General features: G+C 72.3%; 16 protein-coding genes. 14 read left to right on the forward strand and 2 right to left on the reverse strand.

From position 1 onward, the window contains the following. Nucleotides 1–208 precede the first annotated feature (208 nt). Nucleotides 209–886: a type II toxin-antitoxin system PemK/MazF family toxin gene (locus IE95_RS0110780; protein ID WP_030151636.1), complete on the reverse strand. Its 678-nt coding sequence runs from the start codon at nt 884–886 to the stop codon at nt 209–211. 251 nt (nt 887–1,137) lie between these two features. On the opposite strand from IE95_RS0110780, the gene lepA reads away from it, so the two are divergent. The 5 genes from lepA (at nt 1,138) to IE95_RS19615 (ending at nt 8,594) form a co-directional block, all read left to right on the forward strand. Next, nucleotides 1,138–3,060, forward strand: a complete 1,923-nt coding sequence (gene lepA, locus IE95_RS0110785) for a translation elongation factor 4 (RefSeq protein WP_030151637.1) — start codon at nt 1,138–1,140, stop codon at nt 3,058–3,060. A gap of 76 nt (nt 3,061–3,136) precedes the next feature. Continuing rightward, nucleotides 3,137–4,552: a radical SAM family heme chaperone HemW gene (gene hemW / locus IE95_RS18910; RefSeq protein WP_036571809.1), complete on the forward strand. Its 1,416-nt coding sequence runs from the start codon at nt 3,137–3,139 to the stop codon at nt 4,550–4,552. Between the two features lie 179 nt (nt 4,553–4,731). Next, nucleotides 4,732–6,624 (forward strand): acyltransferase family protein, encoded by a 1,893-nt coding sequence (locus IE95_RS0110795; protein WP_051702998.1) that lies wholly within the window; start codon nt 4,732–4,734, stop codon nt 6,622–6,624. Between the two features lie 161 nt (nt 6,625–6,785). Continuing rightward, nucleotides 6,786–7,805 carry a DUF2189 domain-containing protein gene (locus tag IE95_RS0110800; protein WP_030151640.1) on the forward strand — a complete coding sequence of 340 codons (1,020 nt, stop codon included), beginning with the start codon at nt 6,786–6,788 and terminating at the stop codon, nt 7,803–7,805. A gap of 237 nt (nt 7,806–8,042) precedes the next feature. Continuing rightward, nucleotides 8,043–8,594, forward strand: a complete 552-nt coding sequence (locus tag IE95_RS19615; RefSeq protein ID WP_051702999.1) for a DUF4870 domain-containing protein — start codon at nt 8,043–8,045, stop codon at nt 8,592–8,594. Between the two features lie 105 nt (nt 8,595–8,699). Here IE95_RS19615 and IE95_RS0110810 read toward each other — a convergent pair whose 3' ends face one another. Beyond that, nucleotides 8,700–9,566 (reverse strand): DUF3097 domain-containing protein, encoded by an 867-nt coding sequence (locus IE95_RS0110810; protein WP_030151642.1) that lies wholly within the window; start codon nt 9,564–9,566, stop codon nt 8,700–8,702. A 145-nt stretch (nt 9,567–9,711) separates the two neighbouring features. Here IE95_RS0110810 and IE95_RS0110815 point away from each other — a divergent pair, with 145 nt between their 5' ends. From IE95_RS0110815 to era, 9 genes are all read left to right on the forward strand, one after another. Then, on the forward strand, nt 9,712–11,172 hold the full coding sequence (locus IE95_RS0110815; RefSeq protein ID WP_129429473.1) for an MFS transporter: 1,461 nt from the start codon (nt 9,712–9,714) through the stop codon (nt 11,170–11,172). 124 nt (nt 11,173–11,296) lie between these two features. Next, nucleotides 11,297–12,313 (forward strand): heat-inducible transcriptional repressor HrcA, encoded by a 1,017-nt coding sequence (gene hrcA / locus IE95_RS0110820; protein WP_030151644.1) that lies wholly within the window; start codon nt 11,297–11,299, stop codon nt 12,311–12,313. Nucleotides 12,314–12,428: 115 nt separating this feature from the next. Beyond that, a complete protein-coding gene (dnaJ, locus tag IE95_RS0110825; RefSeq protein WP_030151645.1) occupies nt 12,429–13,541 on the forward strand; it encodes a molecular chaperone DnaJ in 1,113 nt (370 codons plus the stop codon). Between the two features lie 2 nt (nt 13,542–13,543). After that, entirely contained in the window at nt 13,544–14,380 is an 837-nt protein-coding gene (locus IE95_RS0110830) for a 16S rRNA (uracil(1498)-N(3))-methyltransferase (RefSeq protein ID WP_030151646.1), read from the forward strand. A 70-nt stretch (nt 14,381–14,450) separates the two neighbouring features. Then, on the forward strand, nt 14,451–14,819 hold the full coding sequence (locus IE95_RS0110835) for a histidine triad nucleotide-binding protein (RefSeq protein WP_030151647.1): 369 nt from the start codon (nt 14,451–14,453) through the stop codon (nt 14,817–14,819). Nucleotides 14,820–14,961: 142 nt separating this feature from the next. Beyond that, entirely contained in the window at nt 14,962–16,089 is a 1,128-nt protein-coding gene (locus tag IE95_RS0110840; protein ID WP_051703000.1) for a PhoH family protein, read from the forward strand. Next, nucleotides 16,089–16,541 carry an rRNA maturation RNase YbeY gene (ybeY, locus tag IE95_RS0110845; RefSeq protein WP_030151649.1) on the forward strand — a complete coding sequence of 151 codons (453 nt, stop codon included), beginning with the start codon at nt 16,089–16,091 and terminating at the stop codon, nt 16,539–16,541. Before IE95_RS0110840 ends, ybeY begins: the two co-directional genes overlap by 1 nt. Continuing rightward, complete coding sequence (locus IE95_RS0110850) at nt 16,538–18,013, forward strand: hemolysin family protein (RefSeq protein WP_084690125.1); 1,476 nt, start codon at nt 16,538–16,540, stop codon at nt 18,011–18,013. The genes ybeY and IE95_RS0110850 overlap by 4 nt, the downstream gene beginning before the upstream one ends. Beyond that, a complete protein-coding gene (gene era, locus IE95_RS0110855; RefSeq protein WP_030151651.1) occupies nt 18,010–18,957 on the forward strand; it encodes a GTPase Era in 948 nt (315 codons plus the stop codon). The genes IE95_RS0110850 and era overlap by 4 nt, the downstream gene beginning before the upstream one ends. The last annotated feature ends 69 nt before the right edge of the window (nt 18,958–19,026 follow it).

Below are 19,026 nucleotides of genomic sequence, written 5' to 3' on the forward strand. Positions count from 1 at the left end.
CTCCGGGACTGGGGGTGGGGAACCCTTGGAGAGGAGCTGGAACTGTGCCCGCCGACCTGGGCGGACACGCAGCCACCAAGACTACCAGCCGACCGCGAGATCGGCCAGAATGCTCACCTCCGGCCCGCCATGGCCCGTGTCATCCGGCTCTCAAGGCCCGTCATCCCGCCGTGCAGCCGCACGCGAGGACGAACCTGCGTGCGAGCGGTCAGCCCTGGATCCGGCCCATCTCGCGGACGATCGTCTCGAACGTGCGGCGGTCCATGACGGCGCCCTCGCGGCGCACCGCGCCGGGGTCGACGCGGATCACCCGGTCGAGGCGTACCTCGCTGTCGCGGCCGCGGGAGTCCCACGGGCCGGAGCCGATGTCGAGCCAGTGTCGCCCCCATCGGGCCTCGTCGGCGGCGTCGCGCGAGTGGTCCTTGCTCGTGAGCATGGTCGCGAGCAGCCAGCCGCCGTCGCGTCCGACGAGCAGCACGGGCCGGTCCTTGCCCTGGGAGAAGTCCTCCTCGTAGGGCACCCAGGTCCACACGATCTCGCCGGGGTCCGGGTCGCCGTCGAGCTGCGGGGAGTACTCGGCCCGCACGCGGCCTGTGAAGTCGCCGGGGTAGGTGCCCGGGGGCTGGGCTCCGTGCGCGGTCGCGGTGCCCGCGCCGTCGGGCCTGCGGGCGCCGGCCTGCGGTCCGGGCTTCGGTGCGCCCGTGCCCGACGCCGTCGCTCCCGTCCGCGGACGGGGCGCCACTGCGCGCGGGGCGCCTGACGCCGTCGGGCCGGAGGGGGTGCGGGGCGACTCCCGACCGCCGGCCGGGCGGGACGAGCCGCCGAGCGCGCCGAGGATCGCGCGCGCCGCGTCCGTGAGCAGGGAGATCCACTTGTTCTGAGCCACGCCCGCAATCTACCCGGAGCGCCCGTGACCCCGTCCGGCGTACGGGCCCTGCGGGTCCGGCCGCCCGGGGCGGGTGAGCCTCGCGCGTGCGGGGTCGTGGGACAATGGTGGTTGCTGTCCGACCCTGCGTGCGACGACCAGCGACCTGCCGGGCCCGTCCCGGTGGCTCACGCTCCGTCGTCGAGCACCGATCCGCAGGGGCGGGCGCCGTCCGCCGCCCCGTCTTGACCCACCACAGGAGCGCACCCCCGTTGTCCCCGATCCCCAGCGCCCAGCTGAGCACCCGCATCCAGCCCGCGGCGACGCCGCCCGAGCTGCTGCGCAACTTCTGCATCATCGCGCACATCGATCACGGCAAGTCCACGCTGGCCGATCGCATGCTGCAGCTCACCGGCGTCGTCGACTCGCGCGCCATGCGTGCGCAGTACCTCGACCGCATGGACATCGAGCGTGAGCGTGGCATCACGATCAAGTCGCAGGCGGTGCGCATGCCGTGGGCGGTGCGGGAGGGGGGCGACCCGGACGACACGTCGGCGCCGCTGGTGCCGTACGCGCTGAACATGATCGACACGCCCGGGCACGTCGACTTCACGTACGAGGTCTCGCGCTCGCTCGCCGCGTGCGAGGGTGCCGTGCTGCTCGTGGACGCCGCGCAGGGCATCGAGGCGCAGACCCTCGCGAACCTGTACCTCGCGATGGAGAACGACCTCGCGATCATCCCGGTGCTCAACAAGATCGACCTGCCGGCCGCGCAGCCCGAGAAGTACGCCGAGGAGATCGCGGGCCTCGTGGGCGTCGACCCGTCGACCGTCCTGAAGGTCTCGGGCAAGACGGGTGTGGGGGTCACCGAGCTGCTCGACCGCATCGTCGAGGAGGTCCCGGCGCCCGTGGGGGACGCCGACGCCCCGGCGCGCGCCATGATCTTCGACTCGGTGTACGACACGTACCGCGGCGTCGTGACGTACGTGCGCGTGGTCGACGGCAACCTGAACCCGCGCGAGAAGATCGTCATGATGTCGACCAGGGCGACGCACGAGCTCCTGGAGATCGGTGTGAGCGCGCCCGAGCCGCACCCGACCAAGGGGCTCGGCGTGGGTGAGGTGGGCTACCTCATCACGGGTGTGAAGGACGTGCGTCAGTCGAAGGTCGGTGACACGGTCACCAACGCGGCCAAGCCGGCGCAGGACGCGCTGGGCGGGTACAGCGACCCCAAGCCCATGGTGTTCTCGGGGCTGTACCCGATCGACGGCTCGGACTACCCGGTCCTGCGTGACGCGCTCGACAAGCTCAAGCTCAACGACGCGGCGCTCAACTACGAGCCCGAGACCTCGGTCGCGCTCGGCTTCGGGTTCCGCGTGGGCTTCCTGGGCCTGCTGCACCTGGAGATCGTGCGCGAGCGTCTCGAGCGCGAGTTCGACCTCGACCTGATCTCGACCGCCCCGAACGTCGTCTACGAGGTGACCCTCGAGGACCGCTCGGTCGTCACGGTCACGAACCCGAGCGAGTTCCCGGGCGGCAAGATCGGCGAGATCCGCGAGCCGATCGTCAAGGCCACGATCCTGTGCCCGACCGAGTTCATCGGTGCGGTCATGGAGCTGTGCCAGGGCAAGCGCGGCGTGCTGGGCGGCATGGACCACCTTTCGCAGGACCGTGTCGAGATGCGCTACACGTTGCCGCTCGCGGAGATCGTGTTCGACTTCTTCGACCAGCTCAAGTCCAAGACGCGGGGGTACGCCTCGCTCGACTACGAGCCCTCGGGCGAGCAGGCCGCGGACCTGGTGAAGGTCGACATCCTGCTGCAGGGCGAGCAGGTGGACGCGTTCAGCGCGATCGTGCACAAGGACAAGGCGTACTCGTACGGCGTCATGATGACGGCCAAGCTCAAGGAGCTCATCCCGCGTCAGCAGTTCGAGGTCCCCATCCAGGCGGCCGTGGGCGCGCGCGTGATCGCGCGCGAGACGATCCGCGCGATCCGCAAGGACGTGCTCGCGAAGTGCTACGGCGGCGACATCAGCCGTAAGCGCAAGCTGCTCGAGAAGCAGAAGGAGGGCAAGAAGCGCATGAAGACGATCGGTACGGTCGAGGTCCCCAAGGACGCCTTCATCGCGGCGCTGTCCTCCGACGGTGCGGGCAGCAGCGGCGGCAAGGACGCGAAGGACAAGTCCAAGAAGTGATGTGCTGCTCTTCTCGTGAGCGCGTGGTCCTCGATGTGCTGGGGGCTGCGCGCTCCGCGGCGTCCGGGGGGCGGGCATGAGCCCGGCTCTCCCGGACGGCATCCCCGTGCCCGACGACGGCGCTCTCCCCGCGTGGGTGGGTGCGGGTCCGACCGGGGCGGGGTCGGACGACCACGCGGGTCGTGACTTCGGCGTGTACCTGCACGTGCCGTTCTGCACGGTGCGATGCGGCTACTGCGACTTCAACACGTACACGGCCTCCGAGCTGGGCGGTGGCGCGAGCCAGGCGTCCTACGCGGACACTGCGCTGCGGGAGATCGACCTCGCGGCGCGGGTCATGGAGCGTGCCGGGTTGGCCTCGCGCCCGGTCTCGACCGTGTTCGTGGGTGGCGGCACCCCGACGCTGCTGCCGGCGGGCGACCTGGGCCGCATGCTCGCGGGTGTGCGTGACGCGTGGGGCCTCGCCCCGGGCGCCGAGGTCACGACCGAGGCGAATCCCGACTCGGTGACCCCGGAGTCGCTCGCCGAGCTCGCGGCGGCGGGCTTCACGCGCGTCTCGTTCGGGATGCAGTCGGCGGTGCCGCGCGTGCTCGCGACGCTCGAGCGGACGCACGACCCGCGACGCATCCCCGACGTGGTGCGCTGGGCGCGTGAGGCGGGGCTCGCGGTCTCGCTCGACCTCATCTACGGGACGCCGGGCGAGAGCCTGGACGACTGGCGGACGAGCGTCGAAGCCGCGCTCGAGACGGGGGTCGACCATGTGTCGGCGTACGCGCTCGTCGTGGAGCAGGGGACCAAGATGGCCGCGCAGGTGCGTCGCGGGGATCTCGCGCTGCCGAGCGAGGACGATCAGGCCGAGAAGTACGAGCTCGCGGACGAGCTGCTCACCGCGGCTGGGCTCGAGTGGTACGAGGTGAGCAACTGGGCGCGGCGGGCGCGGTCCGGCGACGGCTCGGCACCGGGCGACGCCGTGCCGGACCCGGCGTTCGTGTGCCGTCACAACCTGGCGTACTGGCGTGGCGAGGACTGGTGGGGGATCGGCCCCGGGGCGCACTCGTACATCGGAGGGGCCTCGAACCGTACAGGCGATCCGGAGGAATCCTCCGACGTCTCCGACACGGTGGGCGACGCTCCGGACGTCGCGTCCGACGACGCGGCCGCGCCTGCGCCGGGCGGCCGCGAGGGCGTGCGATGGTGGAACGTGAAGCACCCGCGGCGCTACGCGGCGTTGCTCGAGGCGGGCAGCAGCCCGGCGGCCGGACGAGAGCTCCTGACCGTCTCGGAGGCTCACCTCGAGCGCGTGATGCTCGGTGTGCGGCTGCGTGAGGGACTGGACCTGAGCGTCCTTACCGAGGTGGGTCGGCGCAACGTGGCCGGCATGGTCGCGGCGGGCCTCCTCGACGGAAGAGCGGCGATCCGGGGGCGCGGGGTGCTGACCCTGCGGGGACGGCTGCTGGCGGACACGGTGGTACGGGAGCTGACTGACGGGTGACGACGGTAGGACAGTCGGCTCGGGCAGATGCCGGAGCGGCCAGGACGTCGACCGCGCACATCGACGTGTGGCAGCGGCTGCGACCTGCTGACCTCGACCTGGACTCGCCCGACAGGTCCCTCGTCGGGCCCCCGCCGGAGAGCCCCGCGGTTCCCGGTGGGCAACGTCCGTCGCGGCCCGTGCGTCCCACGGTCCGGTACCGGCGAATCGCCGGGCTCGACGGGCTGCGCGCGCTGGCCGTGCTCTCGGTCATGGTCTTCCACTTCGCCCCGCAGGTCCTCCCCGGCGGGTACGTGGGCGTCGACATCTTCTTCGTGCTCTCCGGGTTCCTCATCACGACGCTCCTGGTCCGCGAGTTCCGGGCGCGGCGGGCCGTGTCCCTGTCCCGGTTCTGGGTCCGACGAGCCCGCAGGCTCCTGCCCGCGCTGGGGCTGGTCGTGCTCGTGGGCACGGCCGCCGCAGGCCTGGTCGGCGGCGACCTGCTGGTGGGGATCGGTGCACAGGTGGCCGGGGCTGCCACGTTCACGAGCAACTGGGTCTACATCGCCCAGGGCAGCACGTACTCCGGGGGGCTGGCGCCCCAGATCTTCGCGAACCTGTGGTCGCTCGCCGTCGAGGAGCAGTTCTACCTGGTGTGGCCGCTCGTCGTCGTCGGGGTGCTCGCGCTGCGGATCACCCGGCGCAGGGCGCTGGTCCTGGCGGGGGTGCTCGCCGTGGTCTCCGCGGTCGCGATGGCTGTCCTCTACTCGCCCGGCACGGACCCGACCCGGGTCTACTTCGGCACCGACACCCACCTGTTCGGTCTCATGATCGGTGCCTTCCTGGCGTTCTGGCACCTGCGCACGGGGCGTCCGACCCTGGTGCGGGAGTCTCCTCGGACGACGACGCGCAGGGGCGCGGTGCTCGTCGTGGGGGCGGGGATCGTGGGCGCGGTCGTCCTCGCGGTCGCGATGTTCTGGATGCCGTGGGACGACGACCTCACCTACCGCGGTGGCCTGTTCGGTGTGTCGCTCGCGACGGCCGGGGTCGTCAACCTCGTGCTGCACGCACCGGGCCTCGGCAAGCAGCTGGACCGGGGGCCGGTGGGCTGGGTCGGCGCGCGCTCGTACGGTCTGTACCTGTGGCACTGGCCCGTCTTCGTCCTGGCCGCAGCGCTCGCCGGAGGCGGCGGGCTGCACGCGAGCCCCGGCCCGTGGGTCGCGCTCGCCGCGACGGTCGTGACGGTCGGTGCGGCAGCGCTGTCGTACCGGTACGTCGAGCGTCCCGTCATGGGGCGAGGTCTCGGGGGGTACGTGCGGACCGTCGTGGCGTGGCTCCGCCGGGGGGCGTCGGGCCGCAACCCCTTGCCGGTCCGCGGGTGGCTCACGGTCGGCGGGGTCGTGGTGGTCGTCGGGCTCGCGGTCACGGGCTTCGTGCGCGCCCCGGCGATGTCCTCGGTCGAGGCGCAGATCCGCGCGGGCGCGGAGGCCGCCGCGCTGACTCAGCAGCCCGGCGGTGGAGCGCCCGCGGCACCGGCTCCCGACGCGGCGCCCGTGCCCGCGGAGCCCGCGCCGGAGACCCCCGCCGTTGCCCCGACACCTCCACCCGGCGACCAGGTCACGATCATCGGGGACTCGGTCACGCTCGCGAGCGCGCCCGCGCTGACCGCGACGCTTCCGGGCGTGCTGATCGACGGTGCGGTGGCCCGGCAGATGAAGGACGCCGTCGACCTCGTCGATGCTGTCCGCGCGAACGGGAACCTCCGGCCCTACGTCGTGCTCTCGCTCGGCACGAACAGCACGGTCGATGCCGCGATGATGGACAGGGTCCTCGCCGCGATAGGTCCCGACCACTCGGTCGTGCTCGTCACGGGGTATGCCGACCGGTCGTGGGTGCCGGTCACGAACGCGGAGCTGGTCGGCGCGTCCCAGCGCTCCGGGAACGTCGTGGTCGCGGACTGGAGCGGTGCGATCTCGGCCCAGCCCGCGCTGCTCGGGCCCGACGGCGTGCACCCCACCTCCGAGGGGACGTCGCTCTACGCAGGGGTCGTCTCGGGTGGTCTCGCGCAGGCAGTCGCGCTCCGCGGTCCCTGACGCCTCGACGGTGTCTGCCTGAGGGGGCGCCGTGCGTGCCGTGCTTCCTGTGGCAGGAAGGGCCCGTACGCCCCATCGTGGAGGGTGATCTGTGAAATGTTCGATCGTCACAGTCCGTTCACAGTGTGGCTTGCCGCACCCCGACGACCCGAGGGATCACGATGAGCGACAACACCGCAGGCGGGCCGCCGCCGGAAGAGAACGAGCCGACCCCGCAGAACCCCGCTGCGAGCACGCCGGACCCCGGTGGCGCCGCGCAGCCGCCCTCCGAGCCGGTGCCGCCGAGCGAGCCGCCGGTCACCCCGCCCACGCAGCCCCCGGCTCAGCCGACACCGCCCGCCCAGCCGACACCGCCCGCCCAGCCGACGCCCCCGGGCGCGCCCCCGTACGGCGCACCGACCCCACCGCCGGTTGCGCAGGCCTACGGTGCTCCTTCAGGTGGGCAGCAGCCTCCGTACCCGCCGCCCGCCGGGGCCTACCCGCCGCCCGGCCAGCCGGCGTACGCGGGCGCCCCGGCGTTCTCGGTGGGTGACGCGATCGGCTTCGGGTGGAAGAAGTTCTGGGCCAACCCGGGGCCGTGGATCCTCGCGGCCCTGATCTTCCTGGTGGTCAACGCGATCTTCAGCTGGATCTCCGGCGGCTTCGACAACTTCACGGACTACCGCACCGACGGGTTCTCGGACACCGACATGGCCGAGGCGCTCGGGCTGAGCTTCGTCAGCATCCTGCTGACGATCGTCGGCGTGATCATCAGCTATCTGATCGCCGCGTTCTACTCCCGGGGTGCTCTCGACGAGACGCAGGGGCGCAAGCCCGACGTCTCGGCGTTCTTCCGGATCACCAACGTGGGCAACGTCCTGCTGGCCGCGTTCCTCGTGGCCGTCATGACGATCGTCGGTGTGATCCTGTGCGTCCTGCCCGGCATCGCGGTCATGATCTTCTCGGCCTTCGTCTACTACTTCACCCTCGACAAGGAGCAGGACGCGATCACCGCGATCAAGTCGAGCTGGTCGCTCGTCGCGAAGAACTTCGGGTCGGTCTTCCTGCTGCTCCTGGCGCTTTTCGGGATCAACATCCTGGGCTTCCTGGTCTGCTTCGTCGGCCTGCTGGTCACGATCCCGCTGTCCTACATCGCGGTCGCGTACGCGTACCGCCGTCTGGTGGACGAGCAGCCCGTCTGATCTCCGCACCTCTCCCGGCGACGGGCTGTTCCGCACCCCCACCCCGGGTGTGCGGGACGGCCCGTCGCCGTGCGTCCACGGGACCGTGCCGGGGAACGTGACGGGTGCGCGCCGGGTGCGCGCCGGGTGAACCGCCCGGTCGGGGCACGGACGCGGTGGCCGCGGGCGTGCCGGACCCGCTAGCGTGGAGCGCCCGGTCCGTCCTGATCGGTCCGGTCCGTCCGTAGAGAGGCCCCGATGAGCAGCCAGAACCCTTCCGACCAGGTCCCTGACTACGGGCAGTACGTGCCCCCGACGGATCAGCACGGCACGCCGGGCGGCCAGCCCGGTCAGCAGGGGTGGGCAGGTCAGCAGGCTCCGTACGGCCCTCCTGCAGGGCAGCAGGGGCAGCACGCGCCCCAGGGCCAGTACCCGCCGCCGGGCTACCAGGGCCACCAGGGCCACCAGGGTGGTCCCGCCGCCCCGCTGTCGCCCGCCGACACCAAGACCTGGGCGAGCCTGTCCCACCTCCTGGGTGGGATCCTCGGGTTCCTCGCTCCGCTCGTGATCTGGCTCGTCTTCCGCGAACGCAGTCACGTCGTGGACGTCGAGGCGAAGAAGGCGCTCAACTTCCAGATCCCCGTGGCCCTCGTCCTGCTCGCCGCGAGCTGGGTGCTCCCGGGCTTCCTGTCGGGGCTGGTGGTCTTCGGTGTCTGGGTGGCGTCGCTCGTGCTCGGCATCATCGCGTTCCAGGCCGTCAGCAACGGCCGTCCGGCGAGCTACCCGATCGACGTGAAGATCGTGAAGTAGCCCGGACCACGGCACGTCGAGAGGGGACGTCCCAGGCAGACCTGGAACGCCCCCTCTCGGCGCGTCACCGCGGGGCCTCTCAGCGCGTCACCGGGGGGCGGACCCTCAGTCGGCGGTCACGAAGTCGATGAGCTCCTCGACGCGCCCGAGCAGCGACGGCTCGAGGTCGGCGTAGGTGCGCACGGTCCCGAGGATGCGCTGCCAGCCGCGGGCGACGTCTGCCTGCTCGCTCGCCGGCCACCCGAGCTCGCGCAGGATGCCACGCTTCCACTCGGTGCCCCGCTCGATCACGGGCCACGCGTCGAGACCCACGCGCTCGGGCCGCACGGCTTGCCACACGTCGACGTAGGGGTGCCCCAGCACCATGACCGTGCCGGGGCGCACGCCGCGCAGGGCCTCCGCGACCAGGCGCGTCTCCTTGCTGCCGGGGACCAGGTGGTCCACCAGGACGCCCACCTTGCGCTCCGCCGTCGGGCCGAAGTCCTTGAGGGCCTCGCTGAGGTTGTCGACGCCCTCGAGCAGCTCGACGACGACCCCCTCGATGCGCAGGTCGTCACCCCACACCTTCTCGACGAGCTCGGCGTCGTGCTTGCCCTCGACCCAGATGCGGCTGCCGCGCGCGACGCGTGCCCGGACGTTCGCGACCGCGCGCGAGCCCGACGCGGTGCGCGTCGGGGCGACGGGCGCTGTCGACGTCACGGGGGCGGTCAGCTCGACCGGCTCGCCGTCGACCCAGAAGCCCGGGCCGAGCGGGAAGGTGCGCGTGCGGCGGTCACGGTCCTCGAGGACGACGACGTGCATACCGCCGGACTTCTCGACCCGGACCACGGCGCCGACCCAGCCGGTCTCGACGTCCTCGACGACGAGGCCGCGCTCGGCGGGCTGCGGGCGGGAGACCGGTCGCCGGCGGTGGGGGACCGGGGCGGGGGTCGCGCTGGACAGGACGTCGGAACCGTAGCGATCGAAGCTCACCGACGTCACCCTAGGCGCTCGTGGCCGTCGCGCCCGGAAGGGGCGCGCGGTGGCGCGCGAGGTCGTCACGGACCGCTCCGGGGCGGGGCCCGCCACCGGCCAGGCTCGCCGGGTGCCGACGCACGTGCCGTGGTACGACTGGCCGGTGAGCACTTCGACCGGTCCCGCCGCGCCCGACGCCCAGCGGTGGCGCGTCCTGGGGCTGTGCCTCGCCGTCGGGTTCATCACGATGCTCGACGTGTCGATCGTCAACGTCGCGCTCCCGTCGATCGACAGGGCGCTCGACGCGGGCCCGACCGAGCTGCAGCTCATCGTCGCGGGCTACACCCTGGCGTTCGGGCTCGCGCTCGTCCCGGCCGGTCGCCTGGGCGACGCGGGCGGGCGCCGCACGCTGTTCATCGTCGGCCTCGTGGGCTTCGCCCTCACGAGCCTCGCAGCGGGTCTGGCGCCGAACGACCAGTGGCTCGCGATCGCCCGGCTCCTGCAGGGCGTCAGCGCGGGCATGCTCAACCCGCAGGTCATCGGCCTCATCCAGCAGATGTTCTCCGGGTACGAGCGTGGCAAGGCGTTCGGCATGTTCGGCGCGACGATCGGCGTGTCGACGGCGCTGGGGCCGCTCCTGGGCGGGGTGATCCTCCAGGTCGCGGGCGAGGAGAACGGGTGGCGGTGGATCTTCGGGATCAACGTCCCGATCATCGCGGTCGTGCTGCCCCTGGCGGTCAGGTTCCTGCCCGTGACGGTGCGCAGGCCCGGCCCGCGCAGGCTCGACCCCGTGGGCCTCGTCCTCATCGCGGTCGCGACCGTCGCGGTCATGCTGCCGTTCGTCACGACGTCGGGCCAGGACGACGACCCCGGGCGCTGGTGGTGGCTCGCGCTCGGCGCGGCCGCGGTCGTCGCAGCGGTGTTCTGGGAGCGTCGCTACCAGCGCACCACGGGCGCCCCGGTCCTGGACCCGCGGGTCCTGTCGCTCACGTCGTTCCGCAACGGCACGCTGCTCGGAGTCACGTACTTCGCGGGGTTCACGGGGATCTTCCTCGTCGCGACGCTGTACCTCCAGAACGACCTGCAGTTCACACCGCTGCACGCTGGGCTCATCGGGATGCCGTTCGCGATCGCGTCGGGCGTGGCGTCGTGGCTCGCGGGCCGCGCGGTCGCGCGCTGGGGCCGTCCGCTCGTCGTCGCGGGTCTCGTGGTGGTGCTCGTCGGGCTCGGCGGCGTGATCCTCGCGATCCGTGCCACGGGGGACGACTCGTCGGCCGCAGGCTGGGGCATCGCCCTGACCATGATGGTCACGGGGATCGGCAGCGGGACCGTCATCTCCCCGAACCAGACCCTGACCCTGGCCCGCGTCCCGGTCGAGCTCGCGGGCGTCGCGGGCAGCATGCTCCAGCTCGGGCAGCGCGTGGGGTCGGCCATGGGCATCGCCGTGGTCCTCTCGACGTACTACTCGCTCAAGGCCGGTGGATCGACGGGAGCCGTCGCGGCGAGCACTGCGATGCTCATCACGGTCGCGCTGGTCGCGGTCTCGCTCGTGGTCGCGGTCGTGGACCTGCGGGCACGGCATGCGCAGGCCGCGCCCGAGGGCAAGGTGGCGTCCACGGCGTGAGCGCCGCCGTCGGGAGGACCCCGTGACGACCCTGTGCACGTCGCGCCCCGAGCCTCCGGCGACCGCGTAGAATTAGCACTCGACGGTGGAGAGTGCGAGAACGCGCGACGATCGGGAGGTGGCCATGAGCGAGGAACGACGGCTCGACGTGCTCCGTGCGATCGTCGAGGACTACGTCCTGACGAGGGAGCCGGTCGGTTCACGGGTCCTGGCCGAGAGGCACCGCCTGGGCGTGTCCCCGGCGACGATCCGCAACGACATGGCCGCCCTCGAGGAGGACGGCTACATCGCCCAGCCCCACACCTCGGCCGGACGCATCCCCACGGACAAGGGCTACCGCCTGTTCGTGGACAGGCTCTCGACGGTCAAGCCCCTGTCCTCGCCCGAGCGGCGGGCGATCGAGACGTTCCTGTCGGAGGCCGTGGACCTCGATGACGTCGTGGCCCGCGCGGGGCGTCTGCTCGCGCAGCTCACGGGCCAGGTCGCCGTGGTGCAGTACCCGTCTCTGCGTCGGTCGGGCCTGCGGCACCTCGAGCTCGTGCCCGTCGGCGACCGGCGGCTGCTCGTGGTCATCATCACGGACACGGGCCGCGTCGAGCAGCGCACCCTCGAGGTCGCGCAGGCGCCGGACGAGGCCACGCTCGCGGAGGTGCGGGCCCGGCTCAACGCCGTCGCGGCGGGCAAGCGTCTCGCGGAGCTCGGCAAGGGCTTCGCGGACGTCGCGCAGGAGTTCCGCCCCGAGCACCAGGACCTCGCGCGCTCCCTCGCGCTGCTCGTCGAGGAGACGCTGGCCGAGGAGTCGGAGGAGCGCATCGTGCTCGCCGGCACCGCCAACCTGGCCCGGGTCGGCATGAGGTTCGAGCACGCGCTGCGACCGGTCCTCGAGGCGCTCGAGGAACAAGTCGTGCTGCTCGGGTTGTTGACCGAGATGGCCGCGGAGTCCGGGGTGAGCGTGCGCATCGGTCACGAGACGCAGCTCGAAGGCCTCGTGGAAACGTCGGTCGTGACGAGCGGATACGGTAACGAGGGGGACTCGGTCGCGCTGATCGGCTCGATCGGACCGACCCGTATGGACTACCCCGGGACGATCGCCTCGGTCCGCGCGGTCGCGCGCTACCTGTCGCGCGTCCTGACCACATGAGTTCAGTTCTTGTGCCGGCGGGTGCCGCACGGGTCCTCGGGCCCTGGTCGTCACCGCACGGTGTTGTCGGAAGCCGCCGGTCCCCGGATCGGCGTGCGCGAGTAGAGAGTGACCTGTGAGCGACTACTACGAGATCCTGGGCGTGCCCCGGGACGCGAGCCAGGACCAGATCAAGAAGGCCTACCGCAAGCTGGCCCGTGAGCTGCACCCTGACGTCGCGGGCGAAGCCGCCGAGGACAAGTTCAAGGACGTGTCCCGCGCCTACGAGGTGCTGTCCAGCCCGGACAAGCGCCAGCAGTACGACCTCGGCTCGGACCCGTCGGCCGCCGGAGGGGGCATGGGCGGAGGCTTCGGCTTCCAGGACATCTTCGAGACGTTCTTCGGGGGAGGCCAGGCGCAGTCGGGCCCCATCCCGCGCGCACGCCGCGGCCAGGACGCCCTGGTGCGTCTCGACATCGACCTCTCGGAAGCGACCTTCGGGGCGCGCCGCGAGCTCCAGGTCGACACCGCGGTGATCTGCGGCACGTGCTCCGGCTCGTGCTGCCGCCCCGGCACGTCGCCCCGCACGTGCGACGTGTGCAACGGCCGCGGCACGGTCCAGCGCGTGGCGCGTTCGTTCCTCGGCCAGGTCATGACGACCGCTCCCTGCGCCGCGTGCCAGGGCTTCGGCACCGTGATCCCCGAGCCGTGCGCCGAGTGCGCAGGCGAGGGTCGCGTGCGCAGCCGCCGCACCCTGACCGTCAACGTCCCCGCGGGCGTCGACACGGGTACCCGCATCAAGCTCACGTCGCAGGGCGAGGTCGGTCCTGCCGGCGGTCCCGCGGGTGACCTGTACGTCGAGATCCGCGAGCGCAACCACGAGGTCTTCGTGCGCCGCGGCGACGACCTGCACTGCACGCTCCAGGTGCCCATGACGGCCGCGGCCCTCGGGACGGTGCTGGAGCTCGAGACGCTCGACGGCCCGCAGGAGATCGACCTGCGCCCCGGGACCCAGCCCGGTCAGATCGTCACGCTCAAGAACCTCGGCGTCGGCCACCTGCACACCGGTGGCCGCGGCGACCTCAACGTGCACGTCGAGGTCCAGGTCCCCACGGGCCTCGACGAGGAGCAGGAGGAGCTGCTGCGCTCGCTCGCGAAGGCTCGTGGCGAGGAGCGCCCGGACCCGCGCCTGTCCGCCGCGCACCCGGGAGTGTTCTCCCGCCTGCGCGACAAGCTCTCGGGGCGCTGAGCGTGAGCGCGCCGGTCTTCCTCGCGGACGCGAGCAGCTCGTCGGACGGCGGGGCCGCGGGCGGTCTCGCGGGCTTCCCGGCGGGGTCGCTCTACGTGCTCGACGGCGCCGAGGGGCGCCACGCGGGCGTCGTTCAGCGGCGCGGGGTCGGGGAGGCGGTCGACGTCGTCGACGGCGAGGGCCTGCGCCTGCGCTGCACCATCGAAGGCGTCGAGCCCTCCGGGGTCCACCTGCGCGTCCGTGAGGTCGTCGAGGAGCCGGCCCCCGACGTCGTCGTGACGCTGGTCCAGGCCCTCGCGAAGGGTGACCGCGACGAGATGGCGATCGAGGCGGCGACCGAGGTCGGCGCAGACGCCGTGGTCCCGTGGCAGGCCGAGCGCTCGATCGTGGTGTGGCGCGGCGACCGCGCAGCCAAGTCGCGCGCGCGCTGGCTCGCGACCGTGCGCGCCGCGACCAAGCAGGCGCGGCGTGCCCGCCTTCCCCGGGTCGACCTCGCGATCGACACGCGGGGGCTCGTCGAGCGCACGCGCCAGGTCGTCGATGCGGGCGGCGCCGTGGTCGTGCTGCACGAGGAGGCAGTCGTCCCGCTCGCCGAGGTGGCCCTGCCCGTCCCCGCGTCGCAGGACGCGGCCGCGGCGGGACGAGCGCCCGAGGTGCTCGTCGTCGTCGGGCCGGAGGGCGGGATCTCCGAGCGTGAGGTCGAAGCACTGACCGGTGCCGGTGCACGCACCGCACGCCTGGGCCCGCACGTGCTGCGGACCTCGACGGCGGGCCCGGTCGCGATCGCGATGCTCGTCCAGCGGCTCGGCCGGTGGGGCGGGGCGGACGACGAGCGGTGACCCCGGACCAGGTGCCGGCGCACGCCCCTCCTCCCGGGCCGAGCCGACGAGCCGGGGGTAGCCTGCCGTCATGACCAGCAACGACACCTCGCGCCCGACCGACCCGGACTGCCTGTTCTGCAAGATCGTCGCCGGAGAGATCCCCGCGACGATCGTGGCGACCACCGACCAGGCCGTGGCGTTCAAGGACATCAACCCGCAGGCCCCGCTCCACGTGCTCGTGGTGCCCCGTGCGCACCACGGCGACATCGCGCAGCTCGCGGCCGCGGACCCGGACCTCCTCGCGGGGGTCGTGGCCCTGGCCGACGAGGTCGCGAGCGAGCAGGCCGACGGACAGTTCAGGCTCATCTTCAACTCCGGGCCGCGCGCAGGGCAGAGCGTGTTCCACGTCCACGGGCACGTCATCGGCGGCACCGCGCTGGGGTGGAACCCGGCCTGACCGCCGCACGCTCGTCCGCCTGGTCCTGCGGGCCGCCCGGTGCGGCCGGTATTCGCCCTGACCCGGGCGGGCGCGCTCGATATCATGGACGCACCACGAACGACCAGACCTGCTGAAGGAGTGCCGCGGCGCAAGCCGGCTCATGCCATCTTCGACACCACCCACACCGAACGGCCCGGCGGCCGCGCACCCCTCCGGGACCAGGGTCGAGCACCGTGTCGTCGTGCCGCCCCACGTGCCGATGGTGGACCTGCTCGGCAGCGGTGACGTGGTCCTGCGAGCCATCGAGTCGGGGTTCCCTACGATCGACGTCCACGCCCGCGGCAACGAGATCGCGGTGACCGGCCCCGTCGGCGACGTCGCGCTCGCCTCCCGGCTGCTCGACGAGCTCGTCGAGGTCGTCGAGTCCGGCACCCGCCTCACGCCCGACGTCGTGACGCGCTCCGTCGCGATGCTCACCGCGGCGACCGCGACGCGCCCGGCCGAGGTCCTGACGTTCAACATCCTCTCGAGCCGTGGCCGGACGATCCGGCCCAAGACGGTCGGGCAGAAGCGCTACGTCGACGCGATCGACGCGAGCACCGTGACGTTCGGGATCGGCCCCGCCGGGACGGGCAAGACGTACCTCGCGATGGCCAAGGCCGTCCAGGCGCTCCAGGCCAAGCAGGTCAGCAGGATCGTGCTGACCCGCCCGGCCGTCGAGGCAGGGGAGCGGCTCGGGTTCCTGCCCGGCTCGCTCTCCGAGAAGATCGACCCGTACCTGCGTCCCCTGTACGACGCGCTGCACGACATGATCGACCCCGAGTCGATCCCCAAGCTCATCGAGGCCGGGACCATCGAGGTCGCGCCGCTGGGGTACATGCGCGGCCGCACGCTGAACGACGCGTTCATCATCCTCGACGAGGCGCAGAACACCTCGACCGAGCAGATGAAGATGTTCCTGACCCGACTCGGCTTCGGTTCCAAGATGGTCATCACGGGTGACGTGACGCAGGTCGACCTGCCGGGTGGGACGCCGTCGGGCCTGCGGGTCATCGAGGACGTCCTGACCGGCGTCGACGACATCGAGTTCTGCCGCCTGACCTCCACGGACGTCGTGCGGCACCGCCTCGTGAGCGACATCATCGACGCGTACGCGCGCTGGGACGTGAGCACCGCGCGACCTGCGCGCGACGGCGGAGGCCACGCGCACGGTGCCGGGCGCGGCGGGGCCTCCCGCCGGGAGCGACCACGAGACACACGAGACCAACGAGAGCAAGGGGCACGCTGATGAGCGTCGAGATCAACAACGAGTCCGGCTACGAGGTCGACGAGGCGGAGTTCGCGGCCCTCGCGCGCTACGTCCTGGACGCGATGCACGTCCACCCCCAGAGCGAGCTCGGCATCCGGTTCGTCGAGTCCGATGTCATGGCAGAGCTGCACGTGCGCTGGATGGACGAGCCCGGACCCACGGACGTCCTGTCGTTCCCCATGGACGAGCTGCGTCCCGGGCGCGACGGGGACGTGACGCCCGCGGGCGAGCTGGGCGACATCGTGCTGTGCCCCGAGGTCGCCGCGCAGCAGGCGGTCACGGCCGGCCACTCGACGGCCGAGGAGATGCTCCTGCTCACGACGCACGGCATCCTCCACCTGCTCGGCTACGACCACGCCGAGCCCGAGGAGGAGAAGGAGATGTTCGCGCTGCAGCGCAAGCTGCTCCTGACCTTCCTCGCCAGCCGATGACCGAGGTCCCCGTCGCGCTGCTGCTGGTCCTCGCGGTCGTCGCGGTCGTCCTCGCGGGGGCGCTCGGTGCGGGCGAGGCGGCGGTCATGCGTGTCACGCGTGCGGCGGTGGGCGAGGTGGCCGCAGAGGTCGAGGGAGCCGCGTCCGGCGCGCACGGCGGTGGGGCGGCCGGCCCGCTCCCGCCGCGCGTGGCCCGGGTGCGACGGGTCCAGGCGCTGACCGAGGACCCTCCCCGCACCGCGGCGTCGCTCGCGTTCGTGCGCGTGGTCGCCGAGATGCTGGCGGCCGCCTGCGTGACGCTGCTCGTCCTGGCGTGGCTCGACGACTGGTGGCAGGCGCTGCTCGCAGCTCTGCTGTTCTCGGTCCTCGTCGCGCTGGGCTTCGCGCGGGTCGCGCCGCGTGCCCTGGGGCGTCAGCACCCGGTGCGGGTGCTCGTGGCCCTGTCGGGAGTCCTGAAGCCGGCGGTCGCCCTGACGGGCTGGCTGGTACGGGCCTCGGCCTCGCGGGACGAGGCCGACGGGCCGTACGAGCGCGAGCTGCGGGACATGGTCGATCGCGTCAACGAGTCCGAGATCATCGAGGAGGAGGAGCGCGAGATGATCCGCTCCGTCTTCGAGCTCGGCGACACCCTCACGCGCGAGGTCATGGTGCCGCGCACCGACATGATCACGACCCCCGCGTCGACGCCCCTGTCGAAGGCGCTCGCCCTGTTCCTGCGATCGGGGTTCTCGCGGCTGCCGGTCACGGGGACGTCGGTCGACGACCTCGTGGGCGTCGTCTACTTCAAGGACGTCGTCAAGGTCGTGCACGCCTCGCCGGACGCGGCGTCGCGACGCGTCGAGGACGTCGCCCGTCCGGCGATCTTCGTGCCCGAGTCGAAGCCGGTCGACGACCTCCTGCGCGAGATGCAGGCCTCGGCGTCGCACATCGCGATGGTGGTCGACGAGTACGGGGGAGTCGCGGGTCTCGTGACGATCGAGGACGCGCTCGAGGAGATCGTCGGGGAGCTGACCGACGAGCACGACCGGACCGGTCCCGAGGTCGAGGACCTGGGGGACGGGACCTTCAGGGTGCCCGCTCGCCTTCCCCTCGACGAGCTCGGAGAGCTCTTCGGCCGCGACATCGAGGACGACGACGTCGACACCGTCGGGGGCCTGCTGTCCAAGGCGCTCGGCAAGGTCCCGCTGCCCGGGTCGACCGCCGAGGCTCAGGGCGTGCACATGACGGGTGAACGGGTCGAGGGGCGCCGCAAGCAGCTCTCGACCGTGCTCGTGTGCGCCGCCGTCGCCGACCGTGAGGACCGGGACGAGCCGGCGGCGTCGTCGAGCACCGAGATGAGCGAACGCACCGACCCGCGCGAGCGCGGCCACCGAGACCACCAGAAGCCCCCCGAGCGCGCGGAGCGTGCCGGGCGGACCAGTGACACCCCGCGTCGCGCGGGAGAGTCGAACGAGAGAGAAGCACACCGGTGACCCAGAACGACCACGCAGCAGCAGAGCACAAGGCAGGCTTCGCGTGCTTCGTCGGACGGCCCAACGCGGGCAAGTCCACGCTCACGAACGCCCTGGTCGGGCAGAAGGTCGCGATCACGTCCGGGCGGCCGCAGACGACCCGCCACACGATCCGTGGCATCGTGCACCGGCCCGACGCACAGCTCATCCTCGTCGACACGCCCGGGCTCCACCGTCCGCGCACGCTCCTCGGCGAGCGGCTCAACGACCTGGTCCGAGAGACCCTCGCGCAGGTCGACGTCATCGCGTTCTGCCTCCCCGCGGACCAGAAGGTGGGCCCGGGGGACAAGTACATCGCGGCCCAGCTCGCGGACCTGATGAAGGGCCGGCGGCCGACCCCGGTCGTCGCGGTCGTGACCAAGGCCGACCTGGTGGACCGGGAGACCCTGACGAAGCACCTTCTCGCGGTGGACCAGCTCGGCGAGTGGCAGGACATCGTGCCGGTCTCGGCCAAGGACGGCTTCCAGGTCGAGACCCTGGAGGAGGTGCTGATCAAGCACCTGCCGCCGGGCCCCGAGCTGTACCCCGGTGGCGAGCTGACCGACGAGCCCGAGGCCGTGATGGTCGCCGAGCTCGTCCGTGAGGCGGCCCTGGAGGGTGTGCGTGACGAGCTGCCGCACAGCCTGGCCGTGGTCGTCGACGAGATCGTGCCGCGCGAGGGGTCCGGCAACCCGGAGACCGGCCGGCCGCCGCTCCTGGACGTGCGCGTCAACCTCTTCGTGGAGCGCGACAGCCAGAAGGCGATCATCATCGGCCGCGGAGGCTCACGCCTTCGCCATGTCGGGACAGAGGCCCGCAAGGGCATCGAGGCGCTGCTCGGCGCGCGCGTGTACCTCGACCTGCACGTCAAGGTCGCCAAGGACTGGCAGCGCGACCCCAAGCAGCTGCGCCGGCTCGGGTTCTAGGGTGTACCCCCGCCCGACGTCGGGCCATCCCCAGGGTGGGTGGCCTCGTTCGCGAGAGACGATGCCGTC

Origin of the sequence: Oerskovia turbata, from assembly GCF_000718325.1 — a bacterium.
Taxonomy (GTDB): Bacteria; Actinomycetota; Actinomycetes; order Actinomycetales; family Cellulomonadaceae; genus Oerskovia; species Oerskovia turbata.